Source organism: Filimonas zeae, from assembly GCF_014641615.1.
In the GTDB taxonomy this organism is placed as follows: Bacteria; Bacteroidota; Bacteroidia; order Chitinophagales; family Chitinophagaceae; genus Filimonas; species Filimonas zeae.
Map to the genome: position 1 here is coordinate 903,978 of NZ_BMIB01000004.1, position 23,499 is coordinate 927,476.

The window sequence follows — 23,499 nt, forward strand, 5'->3', positions numbered from 1 at the left end:
GAAATTTGAATTATGCACAAATATTTTACACCTATGTTAATTAAACGTATCGCCAATGTTATCTAAATATTAGCTCTTTGCTAAAATGTATAAGTCAGATTGGCTCCAAAGTTGACCCCATAATTCATAGAGTTAAAAAGGTTGTCCTTGTCAGCACTGTATTTTTTGTCGCCGTTATTATCCTGATAGAAATTAGCTTTTTGATTCAACAGATCTGAAACGGTTAACTTAAGTTCCCATGATCTTGCTAATGCCTGTGTAAATTGAAAATCAATAATTGAACGCGGAGCTTCGTAAATATTACCAAAACCTGGAAATCCAACTGTAGCAATACGTCTACCTATGCGATTGAATAAAATGCTGGCATTCGATTTAGATGCATCATTAACATACTGCAAACCGGCATTAACCACAATAGGTGATTGTCCCTGCATGGGTCTTCCACTTAACTGATCAGCCACATTGGCATCAAATGTCACCTTACTGTCAATCAAAGCCAAATTGGCAAAAGCTGTAATATCTTTTACTACCGGCAAACTGATAAAATCAAGCTTTTTCCGGAACTCAAATTCTACACCATAATTATCAGCCGATTTAGCATTGGTATAGGTAAACTGTGGAGAACCAGACGCAAAATTGTAAGAACTTTCAATAGGGCTAACAAAATGTTTGTAAAATACTCCTAAAGTAAACAGTTCACCGGCTTGCGGATATAATTCATAGCGGGCATCAAGATTAGTAATTTTGGTTCTCTTTAAAAAGCTATTCCCCTGAATAGTTACATTTCTCTCAAAATCGAAGAAGGAGAATGCTGCGATCTCCCTGAACTCAGGACGAGCAACGGTTCTCGACCCACTTAATCTCAGATTTGTTTTATTATTTAAAGAATAGTTCAGGTTTAATGAAGGCAGGAAATCGGTATAACTATTATTAGTCCTGGAAACACCAACAGTAGTTGTCATAAAGCTTACTTCCTGTTCAAATTTTTCAACCCGCGCCCCCCAGGATATTTTTATTTTATCTGCAATTTTGTTATCAAACTGTATATAGCCCGCAAAAAGATTTACGAAAGCATCATAATTATTGGAAGCACTCGTTACATCATACATATAAAGTTTTCCTGATGCAAAATTGGTGGAATTAAAAATCTGATCAATAGGCTGAAAGCGTACCTCCGTATTATTATCATTTGTTCTTACCGCAAAAACACGGCTGTTAAAATCCCGGTCTTTACGCTGTGCCATTGCGCCCACCTTTAACACATGTTGATTTCCACCAAGGTTAAATGGCTTTGAAAAGTCACCGTTTACTCCATAAATCTTGTCACTTAGATCAGAAAAGAAGCGGCCTACTTTGTCCGGCTGTACTGCAACGTCATTAATCTGGGCAACAAATGTTTTAACGCCATTTATTTCATTCTCGTTATAAGCCAGATTTTTCATATCAGGCAACTTCTGATTTAAAACAGCAATATTGGCATTCCATTTAATACGGGCCGCACTGCTGCCAGCTCCCAATAAATGTTCGCCGTTTAGCTGGCTGTTCCATAATCTGTTCGATTTAAAAGCAGATTGATAACCAAGCAGATTTACTTGTGCCTGGTTGGAGTTGTCAATACCAGTACGTATCATATAATGGTCTGTACTGGTAATATTATAGCTGTTTTTCAGACTTAGTTTGAAGCGGGATGACTGATAGGAGACGTTGACAATGCCTCCCAGTAAGAGGTTGTCTGCAGAAAAATTATCAACATAATTAAACCTTACACTTCCATCTCCCTCGGTGAATCTGTTTATCTTATTGTAGTTGCGGAATTGCTCATTGTAGCTAACAGAAGCGATGGCTGAAATTCTTCTTACTCCATTAGTATACAAAACACGACCGCCTGTAAGCTGGAAGTTTTTATTAATCAACCCGCCACGCTTGTGATAGCCCCAGTTGTTATTAAACAACTGACCATATTCAGACCTCTTTCCGGTGGAAAAATTATTAAATTCATTATAATCAGGTAATCCACCAGGCAGCTTTCTGGTGCCGTCATCTACACCCAGCCAGTCGGTTTTGCCTCCTTTATAAGTGTAAAAAGGATTAGATACCGCCTGAGAATTGAAGCCACCCCCTACAACAGCGGTCAAAAAGCTTTTATCAACAGCATCTTTAGTATTTAACTGAATCAACCCACCAGCAAACTCACCTGGCAATTCAGGAACAGCAGCCTTATTGACAATTATATTGTCCAGAATATTACTTGGAAAGATATCAAATGCAAAAGTTTTCCGGTCTGGTTCTGTACTGTTTAGCAAAGCCCCGTTAAGAGTAGCCTGATTATAGCGATCAGACAAACCTCGCACCACAATAAATTTACCATCCTGAATAGATGCTCCCGAAACACGCTTTAAAACCTCACTGGTATTCCTATCCGGAGATCTCTTAATTGCTTCAGCTGATACCACCTGAGCAACAGTGTTGGTATTTTTTTGAAAAAGAATAGCAGTACTAACAGTTTCCTTTTTTGCAGAAGAAGAAGATCTTACCGTAATGCCGTCCAGGTTTTTAACCTCGGCGTCAAGTACCATATCAAGATCTGTAATTTTTTGGCCGGAAACTTCCACACCTTCTATGCTCTTTGCAGCATAAGAAAGCGCGCTAATGGTAATAGTATATTTACCAGTAGGTAATGTCAGCAAATACCGGCCATCAATGTCTGTTCTGGTACCTTTAGCGCTTTCTATGGCTTTTATAGTAGCCCCAACAATGGGTTGATTATTAGAAGAAAGTACTTTCCCTGAAATCTTTCCTGTGCCTGTTTGCCCATAAGCAGCCATATGCAGCAAAACAATAACACCCAAAAGCAAATTTTTCACGTCCTTATATTTTGGAGCGAAAGTACCAGCCGAATGTTAAGAAATTGTAACCGCAATGTTACCAACCCGTGAAATAAGAGCCTCTTTGTTCCATTACTAATAAAACAAATATGACCGTATGGTTAAATATTAAGCTAATGAATATCTATTCACACATTTTTCTTTTTTTAGAAGAAAAAAAATGAAAAAAAACACCCTTTGCCTTTTATTTCTTATCATTCAGCTAGTCTCGTTTTCCCAGCAGCCTTATCCAATTAATGGAATAACCACCAATCCGGCAGCAGCTGTCAATCCCGGTAATCCAGCCAAATTGAACAAGTTTGATTGGACTCTTCCCAGCTACAACATTAGCACAACATGTCAAGCTGTGCCTGGTGACATGACAGAGTCCCCTTTTTACAGAGGCGGCAATACCCAATTGCTAACTCTACTGAAAGACATGCAACCATCTGATGGATGGGAATTAATTCATAAAGATCTCGGATATCTGGATGATAACATTACGCCAACCAGCGAAAAGAAAGAGCATTCATGGTTGGTATTATATAATAAATACACTGGCATACTTCGTCTGCTTTTTAAAACATGCAGGCAACAGGATTACGACGCAATGAAAATTGTTATTCAATTTCAAAACCTCCCGGGTAGAATTCAAACTAATCTATTCGATCTATCGAATAGCCAACTAAATGCAACCAATGCAGAAAGGAACAATGGAACACAAAAATTTGAATCAGTTGTAAAATATATTAATGATCAAAGTCAATGGTTCTATACGGACTTTCCAATGCAATTTGATCCTTGTACTTGTATGTATCAGTCTAACATCAACGTATTAACACATTTGGTGAGAACAGCCGATATTAAATTAAAGGGTACAGCAAGCGGTACTTTGAAAACAATTGCAGATATTAACGGCGGAAAGGGTAGCGTTAATGATGACTCTAAATTAGGATTTAAAGATATATATACAGACGTAAAAAAAACAATAACCAATTCCCTTCCCGGAATGAATGCATTTTACAGTCTGGCTTCTTCAATCGCCAATACAATTCCAACAGATTCGATAAAAAAAGAAGACATTAAAAGTGCTATTCAAACTTTAGCCAACAATAGTCAAGTCAAGGATTTTTTAAAAAATGTTCTGTTAAAAGATATCCCTTATGTGGGAACAGCGATGAGTGTAGTTGACTATTTTGTGTTGGGAGGAAAAAAGGCGGGACCTGCCAAAGTTGAACTTATGCCCATGACCATTAATATGGATATTAATCTAAGCGGCACAGTAACTACAGAAAGTAATTATCATAATTTTCATTTTGACAATCCTGGCAGTAAAAACGCCGGCGTAAGCATTACAAAAGACTATCCCATTTATAATGAGGCGATGGGAGTTTTTACACTGTTAAGTACTCCGGAAATGATTTATCGCCAATATCGTGGCTCTTCACCACATGGTGAATATAAAGACTTTACATTTTTAAGCACACCAAGGAGTTACTATGCAATTAATCCTGCCTCCGGCCTTAAAGTACATGACATTCAGGCCCAAATTATAGCAGAATATATCCATGTGAGTGACGTTGGTTCTTTTTCTCAGTTCAATAATTTTCCAATAAAATTACCTAAAAACTCCATTACCGGATTAGAGAGGCGTGGATCATACATTGTTGACTTTAAATGCATTGGATCCAATAATATGAAGTTTACAGAGAAAGCACTGCCTCTATCCGAGCAAATCATGTATGCTTCAGGCGGAGATTTCGCTCAAAATTTTTATTTAAAGCTTATTATTAATCTTGAACGTATAGATGGACAAGGACAAAATGTTCTTTTAGTCCAGACCTACCCTATCAAAATGAATGGAGTAGAAAGTGTTCAAAATGATCCTTATTTCCCTCCGTACGATCCATTTGAATTTGGCTATCTATTAAAGCCCAATATAACATGTAGCACCTCACCGGTTTTTTATCAGGCGACAGCTGACGATGATGGAGAATTCATGTATGGCTTTTGCGCTAATTCATTCTATAAAGATCGGCGACCTTCCTTCTCCAGTCCGGCAAGAATGAGTTCAAACATTGCGGATCAGGAACAACCTAAGGCAGTAACATCAGACTCCACAAAGGCTAGCCCGCAAATCGAAATCTATCCTAATCCTGCTTCAAACTGGTTAACTGTCACCAATATGTCTGATAAAGAGATAAACACGATTAGAATTATCAGTAGCAATGGAGTTATAACAAAAATGCTATCAACCCGCCAAATAATGGAAAAAATCAATGTATCACGCCTGCCAACCGGCATGTATGTTGTTGAAGTCCAAAATAGCAGCATTAAAAAAAGCAAAAAAGTAATCATTCAGCACAACTGACGAGAACAAGAGTATTATCTTATTGTTAACTTTAAGCAACCGAACCCAATTCGGTTGCTTAAATCTATTTTTGCCCCAAAATTTATGTAAATGGGTATCAACAACATCGGCAAGCTTTTTATGCCTAAAAACAGGGTTTTCTATGAGTTGTTTGAAGATGTGGGCACAAATGTCGAGCACATGGGACAGGTAATCAAGCAGGTAGTATACGAACCTGACCTTGACAAACGAGCCTCCCTGATTGGTTTGATTGAAGACCTGGAGCATAAAAATGACGATCATACCCATAAAATCTTCACCGAACTCGGGCGTAATTTCATTACTCCCTTCGACCGTGAGGATATCCACTACCTGGCTACTTCACTGGATGATATCTGTGACTATATCTTCTCTTCTGCCAAAAAAATCAATTTCTACCGCGTTAACCCTAACGACAGCGGTATTCAGAAAATGGCGGAATTGATTGAACTGGGTTGCGCGGAAATTAAAAAAGCTATCTACGGTTTGCGTGATATGAAAAATTTACGCCAGATGACTGAAGCGATGGTTCGCGTAAACAGCATTGAAAACCAGGCAGATGACGTATTTGATATGAGCATTGAAAAGCTTTTTGAACAGGAAAATGATGTAAAAGAGCTGATCAAGAAAAGAGAAATCTATCAGGCTATGGAAACCGTTACCGACAAGTGCGAAGACGCAGCCAACGTAATAGAATCTATCATAGTTAAATACGCCTAGTAACGGCAACAGACCTCCTTTTATGGTTACATTATTAATTGTAATTGTAGTCTTATCATTCATATTCGACTACATTAACGGGTTTCATGATGCCGCCAACTCTATAGCCACTATTGTATCTACCAAGGTATTAACGCCCTTTCAGGCCGTATTGTGGGCTGCATTTTTCAACTTCGGCGCCTTCTTTATTTCCAAATACGTAGTAGGGCATTTTGGTATTGCAGATACCATTGCCAAAAGCGTTACCCTCCAAAAGGGCGATCCGCTGGCATTGTATGTAATCCTGGCCGGCCTTATCTCCGCCATCATCTGGAACCTGGTTACCTGGTGGTTTGGTATCCCCTCCAGTTCTTCCCATGCCCTCATCGGCGGTTTAATTGGTGCGGCGGTAGCCAGATATGGTACCCTGGCGGTGGTAGTAGCTGCCAAAGTAATACCTATCGTATGCTTTATCCTGCTGGCTCCCATGATAGGTATGATCATAGCCTTTATTATTACCGTTCTCATTGTTCACCTCTGTAAACGGGGTAATCCGTATAAAACCGAAAAATGGTTCAAACGCCTGCAGCTGGTATCATCCGGCCTGTTCAGCCTTGGCCACGGAAGTAACGATGCGCAAAAGGTAATGGGTATTATTGGCGCAGCCATGGTGGCCAGCCATCATATTCCAGATCTCAATCATATTCCTGATTGGGTACCTATCATGTGTTTTGTGGCCATTGGCCTGGGTACCATGAGTGGTGGCTGGAAAATTGTAAAAACCATGGGTACACGTATTACCAAAGTAACCCCGCTGGAAGGCGTGGCTGCTGAAACAGCTGGTGCGGTAACCCTGTTTTTAACAGAGCATTTTAAAATACCGGTATCTACCACGCATACCATTACCGGTTCAATTATCGGGGTGGGCGCTACCAAAAGGTTAAGCGCAGTTCGCTGGGGTGTAACCATTAATCTGGTATGGGCATGGGTACTTACTATACCGGTAAGCGCCATCTTCGCAGCCATATCATATTACATTATGCTGCTGTTTATTTAGGTTATTGTGTTATTTTGCGTACCATAACAAGCACGCAAAATAACATGTCTAAAATCCTGGTAACCGGCGGCTGTGGCTTTATCGGATCGCACACCGTAGTGGACTTAATTGAAAATGGCTTTGATGTAATTTCTATCGACGACAACTCCCGCTCTACCACTTACCTGTTAGACGGTATCGAAAAGATTACCGGCAAAAAGCTGAAGAACTATAACGTAGACCTTAAGAATTTTGATGAAACGCTGGCAGTATTCCAGGAAAATCCGGATATCGCCGGCGTTATTCATTTTGCAGCCTATAAAGCAGTGGGCGAATCTGTAGAAAAGCCCCTCGACTATTTCGAAAACAATATGTTCTCCCTCATCAACCTGCTCAAATGTGTGAAGGAGTTTAAAATTGACAATTTCGTTTTCTCCTCTTCCTGTACCGTATATGGCAACCCTGATTCTATCCCGGTTACAGAAAAAACACCTACTAAAAAGGCAGAATCTCCTTACGGAGCTACCAAGCAAATGGGTGAACAGGTAATTGAAGAGTTTGCCCGTGCTTATCAGTTCAATACCATTTTATTACGCTACTTTAACCCCGTAGGTGCGCACCCTACCGCTTATATTGGTGAACTGCCCCTTGGCAAGCCGCTGAACCTGGTACCGGTAATTACACAAACCGCTATTGGCAAACTGCCGCAGATGAATGTGTTTGGTGATGATTATGAAACCCGCGATGGCAGCTGTGTACGCGACTTTATTCATGTTTGCGATATCGCACATGCACACACCCTGGCCATCCAGTTTCTGATGGATAAGAGAAATACCAGCAAATGCGAGGTGTTTAACCTGGGTACGGGCAACGGCGTTACCGTTCTGGAAGCCATCAACTCTTTCGAAAAAGTGTCTGGTCAAAAGCTGAATTATAAAATCTCTCCCCGTCGCGCAGGTGATGTAGTAGCTATTTACGCCAATAACGCCCATGCCGTAGATACCCTTAAATGGGAAATCAAGTACGATCTGGACGAAATGATGCGCACTGCATGGAAGTGGGAGCTGAAAGTGAAGGAAGATGAAGCTTTAATGAAAAAGCAGAATCCTGCCCTCAATTAAAATCATCCATTTACATTTGTTCATTCAATAATAATAAGAGCAATGCTGAAAGATATTCAGGTACAAAACGAAAAAGAAACCAGAGGTGGTTTTGGCGAAGGCATATATGAAATTGGTAAAGCCAATCCTAATGTAGTAGTACTTACAGCAGACCTGGCCGGCTCCATGAAAATAGGTCCGTTTATAAAAGAGTTTCCTGAAAGATATGTACAGGTAGGTATTGCAGAAGCCAACATGATTGGTATTGCTGCCGGCCTTACCATCGGCGGTAAAATTCCTTACACTACTACATTTGCCAACTTCAGCACCGGCCGCGTATACGACCAGATTCGCCAGAGTGTTGCTTATAGCGGTAAAAACGTAAAGATATGCGCCAGCCACGCCGGTTTAACACTGGGCGAAGATGGTGCTACCCACCAGATACTGGAAGATATAGGCATGATGAAAATGCTGCCCGGTATGACAGTGATTGTGCCTTGCGACTTTAACCAGACCAAAGCAGCTACCAAAGCCATCGCTGCTTACGAAGGCCCGGTTTACCTGCGTTTTGGCCGTCCAAAATGGCCCAATTTTACCGCAGAAGACGGTAGCGACTTTGTAATTGGTAAGGCACAGGTGTTAAACGAAGGTAAAGACATTACCCTGTTTGCCTGTGGGCACCTGGTATGGAAGGCTATTGAAGCCGGACGTATTCTGGAAGAAAAAGGCTATAGCGTAGAACTGATCAACATACATACTATCAAGCCGCTGGATGAAGAAGCTGTGCTGAAATCTATCACCAAAACCCGTTGCGCTGTTACCTGCGAAGAGCACAACATTTTAGGTGGTTTGGGCGATAGCATTGCACAGGTTGCTGCTAAGCACCTGCCAATTCCAATTGAGTATATTGGTACTAAAGATACTTTTGGCGAAAGTGGTAAACCCACCGAGCTGCTGGCTAAATACGGCCTGGATACCGCTGATATTGTAGCCGCTGCTGAAAAAGCATTGAGCCGCAAATAATTACCAGAAAAATGTTAAAACGTTTTCACACTAAGTCCCGCTTTCTAAGGCGGGACTTATTTTTGGGTAAGTTATTATAAACAATCAAGCCATCTGCATGTACCCCGACGACAAGGAACTCCTGCATCTTTTCCGGCAGCCTGAAACCAGGGAGCAAGCCTTTACGGGTATCATTAAAAAATACCAGGAGAAACTATACTGGCATATCCGCCGCATGGTAGTAGATCATGACGATACGCATGATGTATTGCAGAACATGTTTATCAAAGTGTGGAATGCCCTTGATAATTTCCGGGAAGATAGCCAGTTATACACCTGGCTTTACCGCATTGCCACCAACGAATCGCTCACCTTTCTGGAACAACAGAAAAAACGCAGCGCCGTTAGTCTCAGCGATGTAGAAAGCAATCTCAGCAACAAAATAATGGCCGACAGGCACTTCGATAGCAACAAACTGGAATGGAAGTTGCAACTGGCCATACAACAACTTCCTGAAAAGCAGCGCATTGTATTCAACCTTCGGTATTACGATGAAATGCCGTACGAAGAAATGAGCCGCGTGCTGGAAACCAGCGAAGGAGCTTTAAAGGCCAGCTACCACCACGCCGTTAAAAAAATAGAAGACTTTATACGCAATCATTAAACCAGCCGGAACTGCATGAGTCAAAAAAAGTGACATGACAGAGAATAGTAGTGATATATGGATGGAGGTGCCCCGCAGTAATGTTTACACCGTACCGGAATGGTATTTCGATACACTTCCCGGCCATATTATGTCGCATATCCGCTTCTCTGCCACTTTGCAGACTCCGCAACAGACTCCCTATCAGGTTCCTACCGGTTATTTTGATGCACTTTCTTCCCGCATCCTGTCTCAGGTACACTTACAAGCAGGCGCGTCCCAGCAAACTGTTGCCGGTAATAAAGAGGTTTACCAGGAACTGCAGCAATTAGCACCGCTATTAAATACCATTTCCAAACAACCGGTTTTCAGTATACCCGAAAACTATTTTGAGGTACAGCTTCAGATGCCGGTAACCGTAGCTGATACAAGTACGCTCCGCACACTTCGTGTTGTACGTAAAGTCAACAGTTGGCTCCGGTATTCCGCAGCAGCAGTGGTGGCAGGTATTATGGTTACAGCAGCTTTTGTATTTACCGATAACGGTGGGCCGGCTGGCAATACATCCGGCAACAGCACAGTTAAAACCGGTAAAAGCCTGGATGTAAAGAAGGAAGTTTCTGTTTTATCTGAAGATGAAATAGTTAACTATCTTAGCACACATCCGTCCACCGCAGACGTAAGTACATCTGTAACCAGTGTGTCACCAGACATTCAGCATATTGTAAATGATATAAGTGAAGAGGAAATCCGTCAGTATCTGAAAGAAAACAGTGATCCTGGCGAAGGACTGGCGAAGGGGATTTAAATTTGACGAAAGATGAAAAAGAGGTTTCTTTTTATATCATTTTCTCTGCTGCTTTACTGTTTTGCAATGGCACAACAGCCTGATAAAAAGGCTGCCAACAAAACGGAAGCTATCCGCATTGCCTACATCACCCGGCAACTTAACCTCACACCACAGGAAGCCCAGCAATTCTGGCCTGTATACAACGCCTACATGAACGAGCTGAGAAAAGTAAAAAAGTCGCAGGATGAAATTGACGATGAAATACTGTTTGAAGAAACCATTCTGCAGGTACGCAAAAAATACCGCCCTGAGTTTAAAAAGATACTGGTAGATCAGGAAAGAGTAAACAAAACCTTTACTGTAGAACGTAGTTTCCGCGAGTTGTTAAGAAAGGAACTGGACAACCGGAAAAAAGCCCGTAAGGAAGCCAACAGGTACCAGTAACTAAAAAGCAACCGGTACCTGCAAAGTATATTAGGCTTTATAAACAGGCGATTTTACATCATGATAAAACAGGAAAGTCCAGTGCTTTTCATGCCCCTCTTCCCACCACTTCAGGCGTAACTCCATACACTTTTTGCCGTCATAATCATACTTAGCCACAAAACGACTTTTCATCTGCGACAACTGAGGCGCATCATCCGCACCAAAGAATATGGTTTCCCCACCTTCTTCAATCCAATATACCTGGTGATGAGGGCTATGGCCGCCGGTTACCTCATAACGGATATATTCGTCAATTACACCATCGCCATTTAGTAATACTACCTGCGGGTGATTTTGTAACACACCTAACTCCTCAGGCATAAAGGAGGGAAAACCGGTTTCAAAGGCAAATGCCAGTTCTTTCTCCTGTATATAATAAGTAGCGTTGGGAAAAGCAATATGATAGTTACCCAGCTTGTCCTGAAAACTTACGCCGCCAGCATGGTCTTTATGCAGGTGCGACATCAGCACTTTAGTAACCTGCTCCGGCTGTATGCCATTGTTCTTCAGGTTGGTAATCAGCTGTAATTCACCATTGCGGCTAAAACCCAGCCCGGCGTCCAGTAACAGCACATCTTTTTCCGTAACCACAGCAAAAGGCTGAACTTCTACCAGTAAGCTGCCTATAGGCCTGCTCTGCAAATCGTCCTGCTGCTCATCAAACGGCACAAACACTTTCGTTTTATCTATCGTAAATACCCCTTCAGATAACGGAATAATCTTCATAACATCTACATTCAGAATTGCAAAAATACAAATACCTGCTAACGCAACACCATGTGCTTGTCAGCATCCAGTCGTATCATAATAAAGATGAGAATAGTAAACGTAAGCAACGATGAACCTCCGTAACTGATCAGCGGTAATGGAATACCAATAATCGGAAACAATCCAATCGTCATACACACATTAATAGCAATATGCAAAAACAAAATACTGGCAACACTATACGCATACACCCGGCTGAAAGTACTTCGTTGCCGCTCGGCTATTTTTACAATCCGGAACAGCAACGCCAGATAAATACCCAGAAAAATAAGGCACCCTGTAAACCCAAAGGCCTCGCCTAATGAAGTAAAAATAAAGTCAGTATGCTGCTCTGGTACGTACTTACCTCTGGTTTGGGTACCCTTTAAAAAGCCACGCCCCAGAATACCGCCGGAACCAATAGCTATTTTGCTCTGGCGAACGTTATAATCATCTGGTTTCTTTACCGGCTTGTCATTAGCAGCGCCTGCTTTAGCACTTCTGTTCTGGCTACAGTCATAATCCTTACCCACCATGCTGTAAATACGTTGCGACTGGTAGCAATGAAACACATTATTAAAAATATAAGGCACCGCAAAACGTTGTACCCCCACACAAAACACCCACAAACCTATTATTGCAATCAGTAATGCTTTATTACGCTTAATCTGCCTGCGCATAATATACACGCTCACCCCGGCAATAACGGTTAAAATAATGGCCAGCAGGTTAGGCTCCACAATAAGGGTGGCCACCACCAGCGTACCAAAAGAAAAACCAACAATCAATATCCAGGATGGCAGCCCCTCGCGGAACATTACAATAAAAAACGAAGCATACACCAGCGCCAGACCGGTTTCGTTCTGCGCTACAGAAAGCACTGCCGGCGCAAGGGCAATAGCAGCTGCAATAATCTGAGCAGTAGGTTTTGAAAAGTCAGTATCCTGTCGTGATATAAATTTGGCCAGCGCCAGCGCCGCAAAAATCTTACACACTTCCGCAGGCTGCAGGTTAAAACCACCCCCCATGGGAATCCAGCTTCTGGAGCCGTTAATATCTTTACCCAACACAAACGTAAGCAGCATCAGAAAAATCCCAAACACGTACAGCAGGTTGGCAAAAGCCGTATACAGCTTACTATCACTCAGCAATATAAATGTAGCTACAACAGTACAAAACCCTGCAAACCATATCTGCTTGCTGTAGTTGGTTTTACCGGTAAACAAAGAAGACAGCCAGTTAGTGTCTGTTTTGTACTCCACCATAAAAATGCAGAGAATGCCTATGCTAACCAGCACGGCATATAACAGCACGGTCCACCAGTCAATACCTTTGGATATGTTAATACCATTATTGTTGCTCATGAAAAATGAAGGTTACCAGACAAAAATATTCAAATACCGGGCAGAAACAGCCATGTATTAAGCCGCATTTGTTCTGAAACGGGATTTACGGTAGAACAATACCTCCGTTACAAAAATCATCAGCAAACTTACAGCCGTAGTAGCCGCCACCTTGCCAATAAAAAAGAGGAAATCACCAAACTGCAGCCATTCTATCAGTACCAGGTAGGCATGGTGAATAAAAGTAAGCAACACCACATATACACTATAGGGCGCAAAGCCAATGCTGGCAATACCCGGTTCACCATAGGAAAGCTCCGTTTTCTCCTGGGGCATCAGTACATTCAGTAAAAAAGGCCTCAGATAGGCTATCAGTACACAAGGCGCTGCATGCAAACCTGGCGTGCCCGATAAATAGTCCATACACAGGCCAAAGGCAAACGAAATAAACATCAGGCCTATACGGGGTGTATTAAAAGGCAACCATAATATATACAGAAAATACAGGTAAGGCTTTACAAACTGGTGTAAAGGAGGAACCTTATCCAGCACAAGCGCCTGAACAAGCAGAAACAGGATAAAACGGATAATATTTTTAACAAGTGTGCTCATCTGCTTATTTGGGGGTGACTTGCGCCTCCAGCGCTTTCTGCTCTTTCCAGGTTTCGTTCTGTATCAGATAGGCGTATTGCAGGTTAAAGAAGTTGGTAGCTGTTTTCACTTTCATGGTATAAAAGTTACTGGCCTGTTCTGACTGCACCAACTCAACTGTACCAATCATTAACCCTGGAGGATAGTTGCCACTCAGATTACTGGTTAACACGGTATCCCCTTTTACCACCTTTGCACTTTTGGGTATATTCTTTAAAGTAACAAAACGCGGATCGGCTCCATCCCATTCCACCGCGCCGGTATATAACTCTTTTTTCAGCATGGCGCTAACCTTGCTGTTGCGGTTTAACAAACTCATCACCCGGCAGTAATTGGAACTTACCAGTACCACCTTACCCACTATACCATCAGGCCCGGTTACAGCCATATCTTTTTCCACCCCCTGCTTTTCGCCACGGTATAATGTTAAATAGTTATTCTCTTCCGAAAAGGAGTTGTTTACCACCTTAGCCGGCAACCAGGAAAATATACGCACCTTGCCGGTGGTATCCCGGAAAGTAGTATCCAGATGATGCAGGGTACTTACTTCCGGACCAATATAATTCGTAGCCAGCATGTTCCGCAAACGGGCATTCTCTTCCGAAAGCTGTTTATTGGTCTTTTTCAGGTGAAAAAAGTACTCCACCTTATTATACTGGTTATCTACCCGCCCGGTAATTTCCGTGGCGGAATTGGCAAATACAGCCTCGTAGGTTTTGTTGTATCTCACCAGAATAGCTATACAAATGCCCTGTAGCACAAAAAACACTACCAGAATAAAAAAGCGCCTGATAAACAGAATAATGTTGCGCATGCAGCAAACGGGGTTATCTCATGATAAACGGAAAACGCTGATAGTTTTTCAAAGCAATTCCGGTACCACGTACCACGCTTTTTAATGGATCGTCAGCAATATGTACCGGTAACTTAATTTTCTGGCTCAAACGCTTGTCCAGGCCTCTCAGCAGGGCACCACCACCAGTCAGGTACAAACCACGGCGGTAAATATCCGCAGCCAACTCCGGAGGGGTAGTTTCCAGCGCCTTCAGAATAGCTTCTTCAATTTTAAAGATGCTCTTGTCCAGTGCTTCCGCTACTTCCTGGTAGCTTACCATAATCTGTTTAGGAATACCGGTAACCAGGTCGCGACCGTTTACAGGTAAATCGTCCGGAGCGTTTTCCAGATCCTTCATGGCAGCACCAATCTGAATCTTGATTTGTTCGGCAGTTCTTTCACCTATCAGTAAGCTATGGTAGCGGCGCAGTGCCTCCATAATGTCAGAAGTAAATTCATCACCTGCAATACGAATGCTCTGGTCACACACAATACCCGCAAGCGCAATTACAGTAATACCGGTGGTACCACCCCCGATATCAATAATCATATTACCCACGGGCTCCTCTACATCAATACCTATACCCAGCGCAGCCGCCATAGGTTCGTGTATCAGGTAAACCTCCTTCGCTCCTGCCTGCTCGGCGCTGTCGCGCACCGCACGCTTCTCTACCTCGGTAATACTGGAGGGAATACATATCATCATTCGCCAGCTTGGCGGAAATAACGGCTTCTTGGGGTAGATCATCTTGATCATTTCCCGGATCATTAATTCAGCAGCGTTGAAGTCTGCAATTACCCCGTCTTTTAAAGGACGAACCGTGCGGATACTTTCGTGGGTCTTTTCATGCATCATCAAAGCCTTCTTACCTACTGCCAGCACTTCCTTCGGATTGTTCCGGTTAAGTGCTACAATAGAAGGCTCGTTTACAACAATCTCGTCATTATGTATGATCAGGGTATTTGCCGTACCCAGGTCCATAGCAATCTCTTGCGTAAAAAAGTTAAACATTCCCATTGCTCAAAAGTTCCGTGTGTGTGATTAATGCCTGCAAAATTGATAGAAATAAACGACTACAGAAAATATTATTCCATTTTAGCTTTTTCTTCTGTCTTTTTTCTTAGCTGCGCAAACCAATCCTTAGCGCCAGGCGCAAAAAAAGGAAGCGTAGTTTCAGGATATTTATGCTCCACCGATTCCATCAATTGCAGTGCCAGCGCGGGTTTCTGCTGTTGCAGCGCCAAATTCACCGCCGTTGTATAAGTAAATCGGTAATTATTTAAAACCTGAATATTATCCCGGTTGTTCAGGTACCCCCTGGAAGTAGAGGGCAGATACCTTAGCTTTTTTAAGCGTGCCATCAGTAAAGGCATCGTGTTTTGCGTGGTATCCATCACCAGCTTGTTAGTAAGTCCGTGGCATACCAGAAACTTATCCAGAAAAAGCATCATAGTAGAAGGCACGTCCGCAGGAAAATAAACCTCCTGTTTAAAAGCATTTTGTTGCAGCACATCCAGCAGAATACGGTCGCTGCGCAGCAGGTATTTCTTGCTGAAAGAAGGCCACAGTTTCCATGCAATACCGGTATCGGCCAGGCGGGAATTGTTGTTACGCATAGATACCGTTTTGGCTTCCCAGCGCATAATATCCAGTTTCTCCAGGTCGGCAGGTGCATACGACACTGGCAGCACTCCCTTTTTCACCATCCAGCGCGGGTACCAGCGGGTGTTCAGCAGGTTTATATCCACACACACCACATCCGTACGGTACTTCTCCACCTGTTGCAGATACAACAGGTAATACAGGTATAAATCGCCGTTGGTAAACAAAAAAGCACCTTTGGTACACTCATCCATTACCTGGCGAAAATAGGCCAGCACGGTACGGTCTATGCCACCACGGGTAGCCGCCTGCTGCAAACTCCATAAAGTGCTGTCCGGCTTGTTATCGTAAGCATACTTCATGGCCTGCGAGCCCCATACCGTCAGTATTTTGGTATGCGGGTCCAGCAGCATCAGTTCTCCTGTATATACATCATTGCTTAAAGCCACCGCTTTTTCAAAAGCTTCACTGGCTTTCCGGGTTAACCCCGGCTGTACACGAACCATGTACTCCCCTTCCACCGCATTCAGCTTGTCAATAGCATAGCCATAGAAATACCAGGCCTCTGCGCTGTTGGCATTCTTTTGCAGGGCCGACTCCAATAGTCGCCCCGCCCTGTTGTAGTCAGGAGATTCGTCCGGACCGTTCCGCTTCATTTCCTCCTTCGCCTTGTCCAGGTCACGCTTAAAATCGTTATCCTGCGATAAAGCCATCAGAGAAAGCGCACATCCGAGCAACAGGATAGCTGTTTTCTTCATAGTTACAAATATAATGGGTCAGGGTTCCGCCGGCTACTCAAATTCATAGCCAATATCCCTGCGGTAATTCATACCCTCGAAAGCTATGCTTTCCAATGCTTTACGCGATTGGGCCGCTGCTTTAACAATCGTATCACCGTAAGAAGTTACGGCCAGCACACGTCCGCCGCTGGTAACCACACCATCTTCCGTTTCCTGAGTTCCGGCATGGAAAACAATGGTACCCTCTTCCGGTAACTGTGCGGTATCAATAGTTATCTTTTTCCCTTTGGCATAATCACCGGGGTAACCACCACTTACTGCAACTACCGTGCTGCAACTACGGCTGTCTGCTGCAATCTGCACCTGCGGCAGCGTGTGCGAAAATGCCGCCAGTAACAACTCTACCAGGTCATTCTGCAAACGGGGCAGTACTACCTCAGTTTCCGGGTCGCCCATGCGGCTGTTGTATTCAATTACAAACGGTTCGCCGTCTGTATTCATCAGTCCAAAGAAGATAAAACCGGTATAGTCAATCTTCTCCTGCTGCAAGCCTTTTACGGTAGGCGCAATAATGCGGCTTTCTACCTTTTCCATAAACGCAGCATCCATAAAAGGAACCGGGCTTACGCAGCCCATACCACCGGTATTAGGCCCGGTATCACCTTCGCCAATACGCTTATAGTCTTTTGCATGGCCGATTATCTTATAATCCACTCCATCGGTTACCACAAACACACTTACTTCAATACCTGTTAAAAAGGCTTCCACCACCACACGGCTGCTAGCCTCTCCAAACTGTTTGTTCACAATCATCTCCTCAAATACCTGTAAAGCCTCTTCGTGGCTAGTGCATATTACTACGCCTTTGCCGGCCGCCAGTCCGTCGGCCTTCAGTACAATCGGCAGGCTATGCTGTTGCAGGTACTGCTTGCCTGCTTCCAGGTTTTCAGCCGTAAACTCTGCATAAGCCGCAGTAGGTACGTTATGCCGTTGCATAAATTTTTTAGAGAAAGCTTTGCTGCCCTCCAGCTGAGCACCTTCCGCAGAGGGGCCAAATACCTTTATATGTTGTAAATCAGCGTCTTTCTTAAAAAAGTCGGATATGCCTTTCACCAGTGGCTCTTCCGGGCCTACCAGCACCAGTTCTATATTATGGTCCAGGCAAAACTGCTTTTGTGCAGCAAAATCGTTTACCCCAATCGCCACATTGGTACCTGCTAAAGAAGTACCGGCGTTACCAGGCGCAATAAACAACTCCCCACACAAAGGGCTCTGCCGCACCTTCCATGCAAAAGCATGCTCGCGACCGCCTGATCCTATAATAAGAATGTTCATATACAGAATAATTAAACTGCGGCGAAAGTAGTTCCTTACAGGCTTTTTACCAATAAGTTGTATTTACCGCATTATCGAATTGACAAATCCTGTTAAAACCACCTCTTTTACTAACGGGTGAAAGCATTTTTGACCGCTTTTTAAATTTTATCCGTTATTTTGGGCCGCCCAAAAGGCAGGATCACCCCCATTTGTACAAAAAATAAAGCTTTTATGAACGAAACTGCGCCCTCCAAAGGGCACCCTAAAGGTTTGGCCGTACTTTTTACCACCGAAATGTGGGAACGGTTCAACTTCTACGGCATGCGTGCCTTGCTTACGCTCTTTTTAGTAAATGCACTTCAGTTTAGCGACAAAGACGCCGCCCTCATTTATGGCGGTTTCCTCGGTCTCTCTTACCTCACTCCCATGCTCGGCGGTTTTATAAGCGACCGTTATCTCGGCAACCGCAACTGTATTATACTGGGTGGTTCAGTTATGGCTATTGGCCAGCTGCTGCTTTTTGCCAGCGGCTCCTTATACGCTTCCAACCTCGAAACGGCCACCTTTACCATGTGGGCAGCCTTAGGGGTAATTATAATAGGTAACGGCTTCTTCAAGCCCAACATCTCTTCTATGGTAGGCCAGCTCTACCCGAAAGGAGATACCCGTTTAGATTCTGCATTCACTATTTTCTACATGGGTATTAACGTAGGTGCTTTTCTGGGTATGTCCATCTGCCCTATCCTGGGTGATGTAAAAACAGAAGCAGGTGTTCGCGTGGTAGAAGCTTTTAAATGGGGCTTCCTGGCAGCGGGTGCCGCTATGGCGCTGGGTACCCTGGTATTCTTCTTCCTCAAAAACAAATACGTAGTTAAACCAGACGGCACCCCTGTAGGCGGCAAACCTAACTTTGCTGCACAACAACAGGTATCTGATTCTGACGAAGCAGAAAAAGCACACTTCAGCCAGAAAGCCATTATTGGTGTGGTAATATTAATGGTAGCGCTTTTCTTTGGTATCCACTACCTGTCGCTCGATCCTAACCCTATCAAATCATGGGTATATCCATTCATCTACGCAGCAGGTATCAGTCTGGCAGTGTTGATTTTAACCGATAAATCCATCACTAAAATTGAGCGCGACCGTATTCTGGTAATCTATACTGTGGCCTTCTTCGTAATCTTCTTCTGGAGCGCGTTTGAGCAGGCCGGTTCCTCCCTCACCTTTATTGCAGATAAACAAACAGACCTGAATCTGCTGGGCTGGACCATGCCTCCTTCCTTTGTACAGAATGCCAACTCTATATTCGTAATCGCTTTTGCACTTCCTTTCAGCGCCCTGTGGCTGAACCTGCAGAAAAAGAACAGAGAACCGGGTTCTACCACCAAACAGGCCATCGGCTTACTGCTGCTGGCAGTGGGTTATGTAATCATTGCCTTTCAGGTAAAAAGTCTGGGCACCTCCGGTAAACTGGGTGTTATCTGGCTTATTGTAATGTACCTGTTCCATACCCTGGGCGAGCTGTGTTTGTCTCCCATCGGTTTATCCCTGGTAGCCAAACTGGCCCCTAAACGTTTCTCTTCCCTGTTAATGGGTGTATGGTTTATTGGTAACGCCGCAGGTTATGCACTGGCAGGTACACTGGGCGCCATCATTCCTCCAACAGGCGATAAGTTTGAAACAGCAGCCAAATCCGGTATAGACCTTCAGGCTATCCTGGACGGTAAAGTAACCGCTACTGCAGAACAACTGGCAGTACTGGCTAAAGAAAAAATCGCCACCACCTATCCCACCTTCGCAGGTTTTACTATCCATAATCTGTACGAGTTCTTTATGGTATTCGTAATTCTGGCAGGTGTTGCTTCTTTATTACTGTTCATCATCTCAGGCAGACTGAGTAAAATGATGCACGGTGTAAAATAACGCCGGGTCCGGTAATCATATCTAAACAGGCGATGCAGCTGCATCGCCTGTTTTATTTCCTTACTTTTAAAACCATATATACCACACTATGCAGGATACATCGAAGGAGTTTCAGCCTTTTGTACCGGCAGAAGCCAACGTGAAAGAGTTTACCATTAAGGCTATTGTAATGGGTTGCCTTTTCGGTATCATCTTCGGCGCTGCCAACGTTTACCTGGCGCTCAAAGCCGGTCTTACCGTTTCCGCCTCTATACCTATTGCCGTAATAGCCATTACGCTGGGGCGCAAACTTTTCAGAACCACCATTCTCGAAAACAATATCATCCAAACCGCCGGTTCGGCGGGGGAGAGTATTGCCTCAGGTGTAGTGTTTACCTTACCCGGCTTTTTGTTCCTTACCGAACCTACCAGTGCATCCTTCTTCAATTACATGACCATACTAACACTGGCCATTTTTGGAGGTATACTGGGTACGCTGATGATGATTCCACTGCGTCGCTCCCTGATTGTGAAGGAGCATGGCAACCTGCCTTATCCGGAAGGTACCGCCTGCGCCAGTGTATTAAAAGCAGGTGAAAAAGGAGGGAACGTAGCACAAACCGCCTTTTATGGACTAGGCTTTGCCTTCGTATATGCCATACTGCAAAAGATATTTCGCGTTATTTCCGAACTGCCATCTTTTGCCACCGCACAAGCCAACCGCTACTTTCCATCCGCACGCCTCAGTAGCGAAATAACGCCCGAGTACCTGGGGGTAGGCTATATCATCGGCCTGCGTATTTCCGGCCTGCTGGTAGCGGGCGGGGTATTAAGCTGGTTTGTATTTATACCACTACTTGCCTCTGTAGTACCGGCTGATATTATTGCCGCACAATTGGTAAAGCTGGGTTACCTGACTGATCTGACTGCAGCGGGCGGGCCGGGTGACTGGCACCCAACCACGCACACCTTCGGTGATTGGTCTGATGCTATTTACCGTGCCTACGTACGCCAGATTGGTGCAGGCGCTGTTGCCGCAGGCGGTTTTATTACCCTGTTCAAAACCCTACCCACTATTGTATCGTCCTTTAAAGGCAGCCTTAGCGCCATCAAAACAGATAAAACTGACAAAGCCACCATACGCCGTACAGAACGTGATCTGGATGTACGCATCGTAGGTATTGGCAGTCTGGTACTGATAGCACTGATGACCGTATTGCCCCAGATACCGGGCGATAGCCTCATCAGCAAACTGGTAATTGGTGTACTGGTAGTTATATTCGGTGCTTTTTTCGTTACAGTATCTTCCCGCATCGTAGGCCTTATCGGCAGCAGCAATAACCCTATCAGCGGTATGACCATCGCTACCATTATGGGCACCTGCCTGGTATTTATAGCCGTAGGCTGGACTGGTAAAATATACGAGCCACTGGCCCTGGTGGTAGGCGGTATGATCTGTATTGCTGCCGCCAACGCCGGTGCTACTTCGCAGGATTTGAAAACAGGCTACATAGTAGGTGCCACTCCCAAATACCAGCAGATAGCCCTGTTTGCAGGTGCTATCGTTTCCTCACTGGCTATTGGTGCTACCGTTAAAATACTGGATACTCCTTCACAGGCATTGCTGGCAAAAGGCATCCACCACGCTATCGGCTCCGATGCGTATCCTGCTCCACAGGGTACCTTAATGGCCACACTGGTTAAAGGCATTTTGTCTTTTAACCTCGACTGGCAGTTTGTACTGGCAGGCGCAGCCATTGCCGTGGTAATGGAACTCTGTGGTATTCAGGCCCTGAGCTTTGCAGTAGGCGTATACCTGCCGCTGAGCACCACCCTGCCCATTTTTGCAGGCGGGGCAGTACGTGGCATTGTAGACTGGCGTAAAAAGCGCAAAGGCGAAGCGGTTGCTACCGAAGCGGGAGAAGAAGACCTGGGTAAAGGCAACCTGTTTGCTACCGGCCTGGTTGCGGGCGGTGCCATTGCAGGGGTGCTGGTAGCATTTGCCTCTGCCAACGAAAACGTGAGTAACGTACTCGCCAGGCTGAGTGCAGAAGCAGGTCTTACCCATCTTTTCGGCGAAACCGGCTACATGCTCCTCGGCGCAGCCTTCTTTATAGCTATGGCAGTAGTACTTTACCGTATTGCGGTTAAAAAGGAAGAACCTTTGCTGTAAAATGATATAATTTTGTATAAATGAATGCCTGGCACCTGCCGGGCATTCTTGTTTATATACTTTGGTACAATTTTTTAAGCATACACATAAACACTACACAATGAAAGGGCGTGTTCTATACGACATCATCATTATCGCATTTATTATAGCCTTTATGGGGTATACCCTGTTCGCTTATATAGACGAACTGTTACCGGTTTGGATGGGGGCAGCCGCAGTAGGCATAATAGCATTTGCCATCCGTATTAAGGAAGGACACGATTAACAGCAATCAACTCCATATAAACAAAACAGGGCTCCCTTTTGGGCAGCCCTGTTTACTTTTCTGCAATGGATAAATAGCACAAGCTTTTATATACCGCCACCACGCAGCGCCAGAATAGGAATAGTGTTCAAATGCGCAATAGCACGGGTATTGTTTTTACCAAACACATTGGCCCATACCCCATGGCGGTGCGGGCGAATCGCCAGCAAATCAATATCTCTGTCTTTACTAAAAGCGTCCAGCGTATTCACCACATCCGTAGCTTCCAGTTCTTCAAACACTACCCGCTCCCCCGTCAGCTCTTCCTGCCACTTTGCTTTCCACTCCAGTGCGCCGGCCGGTAAACCCTCGCCGGTTTTGTAAATGTGTACAAAATGTAACATGCTTCCGGTACGGGCCAGCAGGCGGCGCAGGGTTTGTACAGGACCGTACAAATCTTCCCGCTGATAATTACAGGCAAAAGCCATCCGGCGCAAACCGGCGTACGAAACACTGGCAGGCACCATCAGTGCCGGAACAGGTAAGTCAATAAACGCTTCCAGCATGTGATCGTCCCACGACATCAGATCGTTATAGTCTCCTTCCTTCCCCATCACTACCAGTCTGGTTTCCTCCGCCGCTACCTCTTCCGCAAGGGCATCCGTAAACTGGCCCGATACCAGCCGGGTTTCCAGCTGCGCATCCGGATAAAGCGCCTGCACCCTTTCTTTTTCCTCCCGTAACATACGCTCGTCAGCGGCACTTACTTCCGTCAAGGCTGCCATGCTTACCCCTTCACCGGCAAAGCCGGAAGAAAAGGAAAACACACGCAGCAATACTATCTTCACCTGCCTGCCCCGCATAAACCCACAGGCATATTCCAGCGCGTTGCGGGAGGAAGCAGTAAAATTGGTTACAACTATTACAGATGACAT

The 23,499-nt window shown here is 44.4% G+C and carries 20 protein-coding genes; 11 read left to right on the top strand and 9 right to left on the bottom strand.

Annotated features, from left to right (window positions below):
- Positions 1-80: 80 nt before the first annotated feature.
- Positions 81-2,864: a TonB-dependent receptor gene (locus IEY13_RS22205; protein ID WP_188956358.1), complete on the bottom strand. Its 2,784-nt coding sequence runs from the start codon at positions 2,862-2,864 to the stop codon at positions 81-83.
- A 181-nt stretch (positions 2,865-3,045) separates the two neighbouring features.
- Between IEY13_RS22205 and IEY13_RS22210 the strand changes: the two genes are divergently transcribed.
- The 8 genes from IEY13_RS22210 (at position 3,046) to IEY13_RS22245 (ending at position 10,967) form a co-directional block, all read left to right on the top strand.
- A complete protein-coding gene (locus tag IEY13_RS22210) occupies positions 3,046-5,235 on the top strand; it encodes a T9SS type A sorting domain-containing protein (protein WP_188956360.1) in 2,190 nt (729 codons plus the stop codon).
- Between the two features lie 120 nt (positions 5,236-5,355).
- A complete protein-coding gene (locus IEY13_RS22215; protein ID WP_262891989.1) occupies positions 5,356-5,973 on the top strand; it encodes a DUF47 domain-containing protein in 618 nt (205 codons plus the stop codon).
- Positions 5,974-5,995: 22 nt separating this feature from the next.
- Positions 5,996-7,009, top strand: coding sequence for an inorganic phosphate transporter (locus IEY13_RS22220; protein WP_188956364.1), 1,014 nt, complete (start codon positions 5,996-5,998; stop codon positions 7,007-7,009).
- Positions 7,010-7,053: 44 nt separating this feature from the next.
- Complete coding sequence (gene galE, locus IEY13_RS22225; RefSeq protein WP_188956366.1) at positions 7,054-8,109, top strand: UDP-glucose 4-epimerase GalE; 1,056 nt, start codon at positions 7,054-7,056, stop codon at positions 8,107-8,109.
- 42 nt (positions 8,110-8,151) lie between these two features.
- A complete protein-coding gene (locus tag IEY13_RS22230) occupies positions 8,152-9,111 on the top strand; it encodes a transketolase family protein (RefSeq protein ID WP_188956369.1) in 960 nt (319 codons plus the stop codon).
- A 97-nt stretch (positions 9,112-9,208) separates the two neighbouring features.
- Complete coding sequence (locus IEY13_RS22235; RefSeq protein WP_188956371.1) at positions 9,209-9,754, top strand: RNA polymerase sigma factor; 546 nt, start codon at positions 9,209-9,211, stop codon at positions 9,752-9,754.
- A 34-nt stretch (positions 9,755-9,788) separates the two neighbouring features.
- The gene (locus IEY13_RS22240) at positions 9,789-10,541 is read left to right on the top strand and encodes a hypothetical protein (protein WP_188956373.1); all 753 of its coding nucleotides are present in this window, start codon (positions 9,789-9,791) and stop codon (positions 10,539-10,541) included.
- 66 nt (positions 10,542-10,607) lie between these two features.
- Positions 10,608-10,967, top strand: a complete 360-nt coding sequence (locus IEY13_RS22245) for a hypothetical protein (protein WP_188956375.1) — start codon at positions 10,608-10,610, stop codon at positions 10,965-10,967.
- A 30-nt stretch (positions 10,968-10,997) separates the two neighbouring features.
- On the opposite strand, the gene IEY13_RS22250 is transcribed toward IEY13_RS22245, so the two are convergent.
- The 7 genes from IEY13_RS22250 to purD all read right to left on the bottom strand — a co-directional run bounded on the left by IEY13_RS22250 (position 10,998) and on the right by purD (position 18,263).
- Positions 10,998-11,735, bottom strand: coding sequence for an MBL fold metallo-hydrolase (locus IEY13_RS22250; protein ID WP_188956377.1), 738 nt, complete (start codon positions 11,733-11,735; stop codon positions 10,998-11,000).
- Positions 11,736-11,773: 38 nt separating this feature from the next.
- Entirely contained in the window at positions 11,774-13,120 is a 1,347-nt protein-coding gene (rodA, locus tag IEY13_RS22255) for a rod shape-determining protein RodA (RefSeq protein ID WP_188956379.1), read from the bottom strand.
- Between the two features lie 57 nt (positions 13,121-13,177).
- A complete protein-coding gene (locus tag IEY13_RS22260; protein ID WP_188956381.1) occupies positions 13,178-13,711 on the bottom strand; it encodes a rod shape-determining protein MreD in 534 nt (177 codons plus the stop codon).
- A gap of 4 nt (positions 13,712-13,715) precedes the next feature.
- Positions 13,716-14,564, bottom strand: coding sequence for a rod shape-determining protein MreC (gene mreC, locus IEY13_RS22265; protein WP_188956383.1), 849 nt, complete (start codon positions 14,562-14,564; stop codon positions 13,716-13,718).
- 13 nt (positions 14,565-14,577) lie between these two features.
- Positions 14,578-15,603, bottom strand: coding sequence for a rod shape-determining protein (locus tag IEY13_RS22270; protein ID WP_116735535.1), 1,026 nt, complete (start codon positions 15,601-15,603; stop codon positions 14,578-14,580).
- A gap of 68 nt (positions 15,604-15,671) precedes the next feature.
- A complete protein-coding gene (locus IEY13_RS22275; protein ID WP_188956386.1) occupies positions 15,672-16,946 on the bottom strand; it encodes a hypothetical protein in 1,275 nt (424 codons plus the stop codon).
- Between the two features lie 33 nt (positions 16,947-16,979).
- A complete protein-coding gene (gene purD / locus IEY13_RS22280; RefSeq protein ID WP_188956388.1) occupies positions 16,980-18,263 on the bottom strand; it encodes a phosphoribosylamine--glycine ligase in 1,284 nt (427 codons plus the stop codon).
- A gap of 213 nt (positions 18,264-18,476) precedes the next feature.
- Here purD and IEY13_RS22285 point away from each other — a divergent pair, with 213 nt between their 5' ends.
- The 3 genes from IEY13_RS22285 to IEY13_RS22295 all read left to right on the top strand — a co-directional run bounded on the left by IEY13_RS22285 (position 18,477) and on the right by IEY13_RS22295 (position 22,585).
- Positions 18,477-20,168, top strand: coding sequence for a peptide MFS transporter (locus IEY13_RS22285; protein ID WP_188956390.1), 1,692 nt, complete (start codon positions 18,477-18,479; stop codon positions 20,166-20,168).
- 88 nt (positions 20,169-20,256) lie between these two features.
- Positions 20,257-22,320 carry an OPT family oligopeptide transporter gene (locus IEY13_RS22290; RefSeq protein WP_188956392.1) on the top strand — a complete coding sequence of 688 codons (2,064 nt, stop codon included), beginning with the start codon at positions 20,257-20,259 and terminating at the stop codon, positions 22,318-22,320.
- Positions 22,321-22,420: 100 nt separating this feature from the next.
- Positions 22,421-22,585, top strand: a complete 165-nt coding sequence (locus IEY13_RS22295) for a hypothetical protein (protein WP_188956394.1) — start codon at positions 22,421-22,423, stop codon at positions 22,583-22,585.
- An 86-nt stretch (positions 22,586-22,671) separates the two neighbouring features.
- Here the strand turns inward: IEY13_RS22295 and IEY13_RS22300 are convergent, their stop codons facing one another.
- The gene (locus tag IEY13_RS22300; protein WP_188956396.1) at positions 22,672-23,499 is read right to left on the bottom strand and encodes a universal stress protein; all 828 of its coding nucleotides are present in this window, start codon (positions 23,497-23,499) and stop codon (positions 22,672-22,674) included.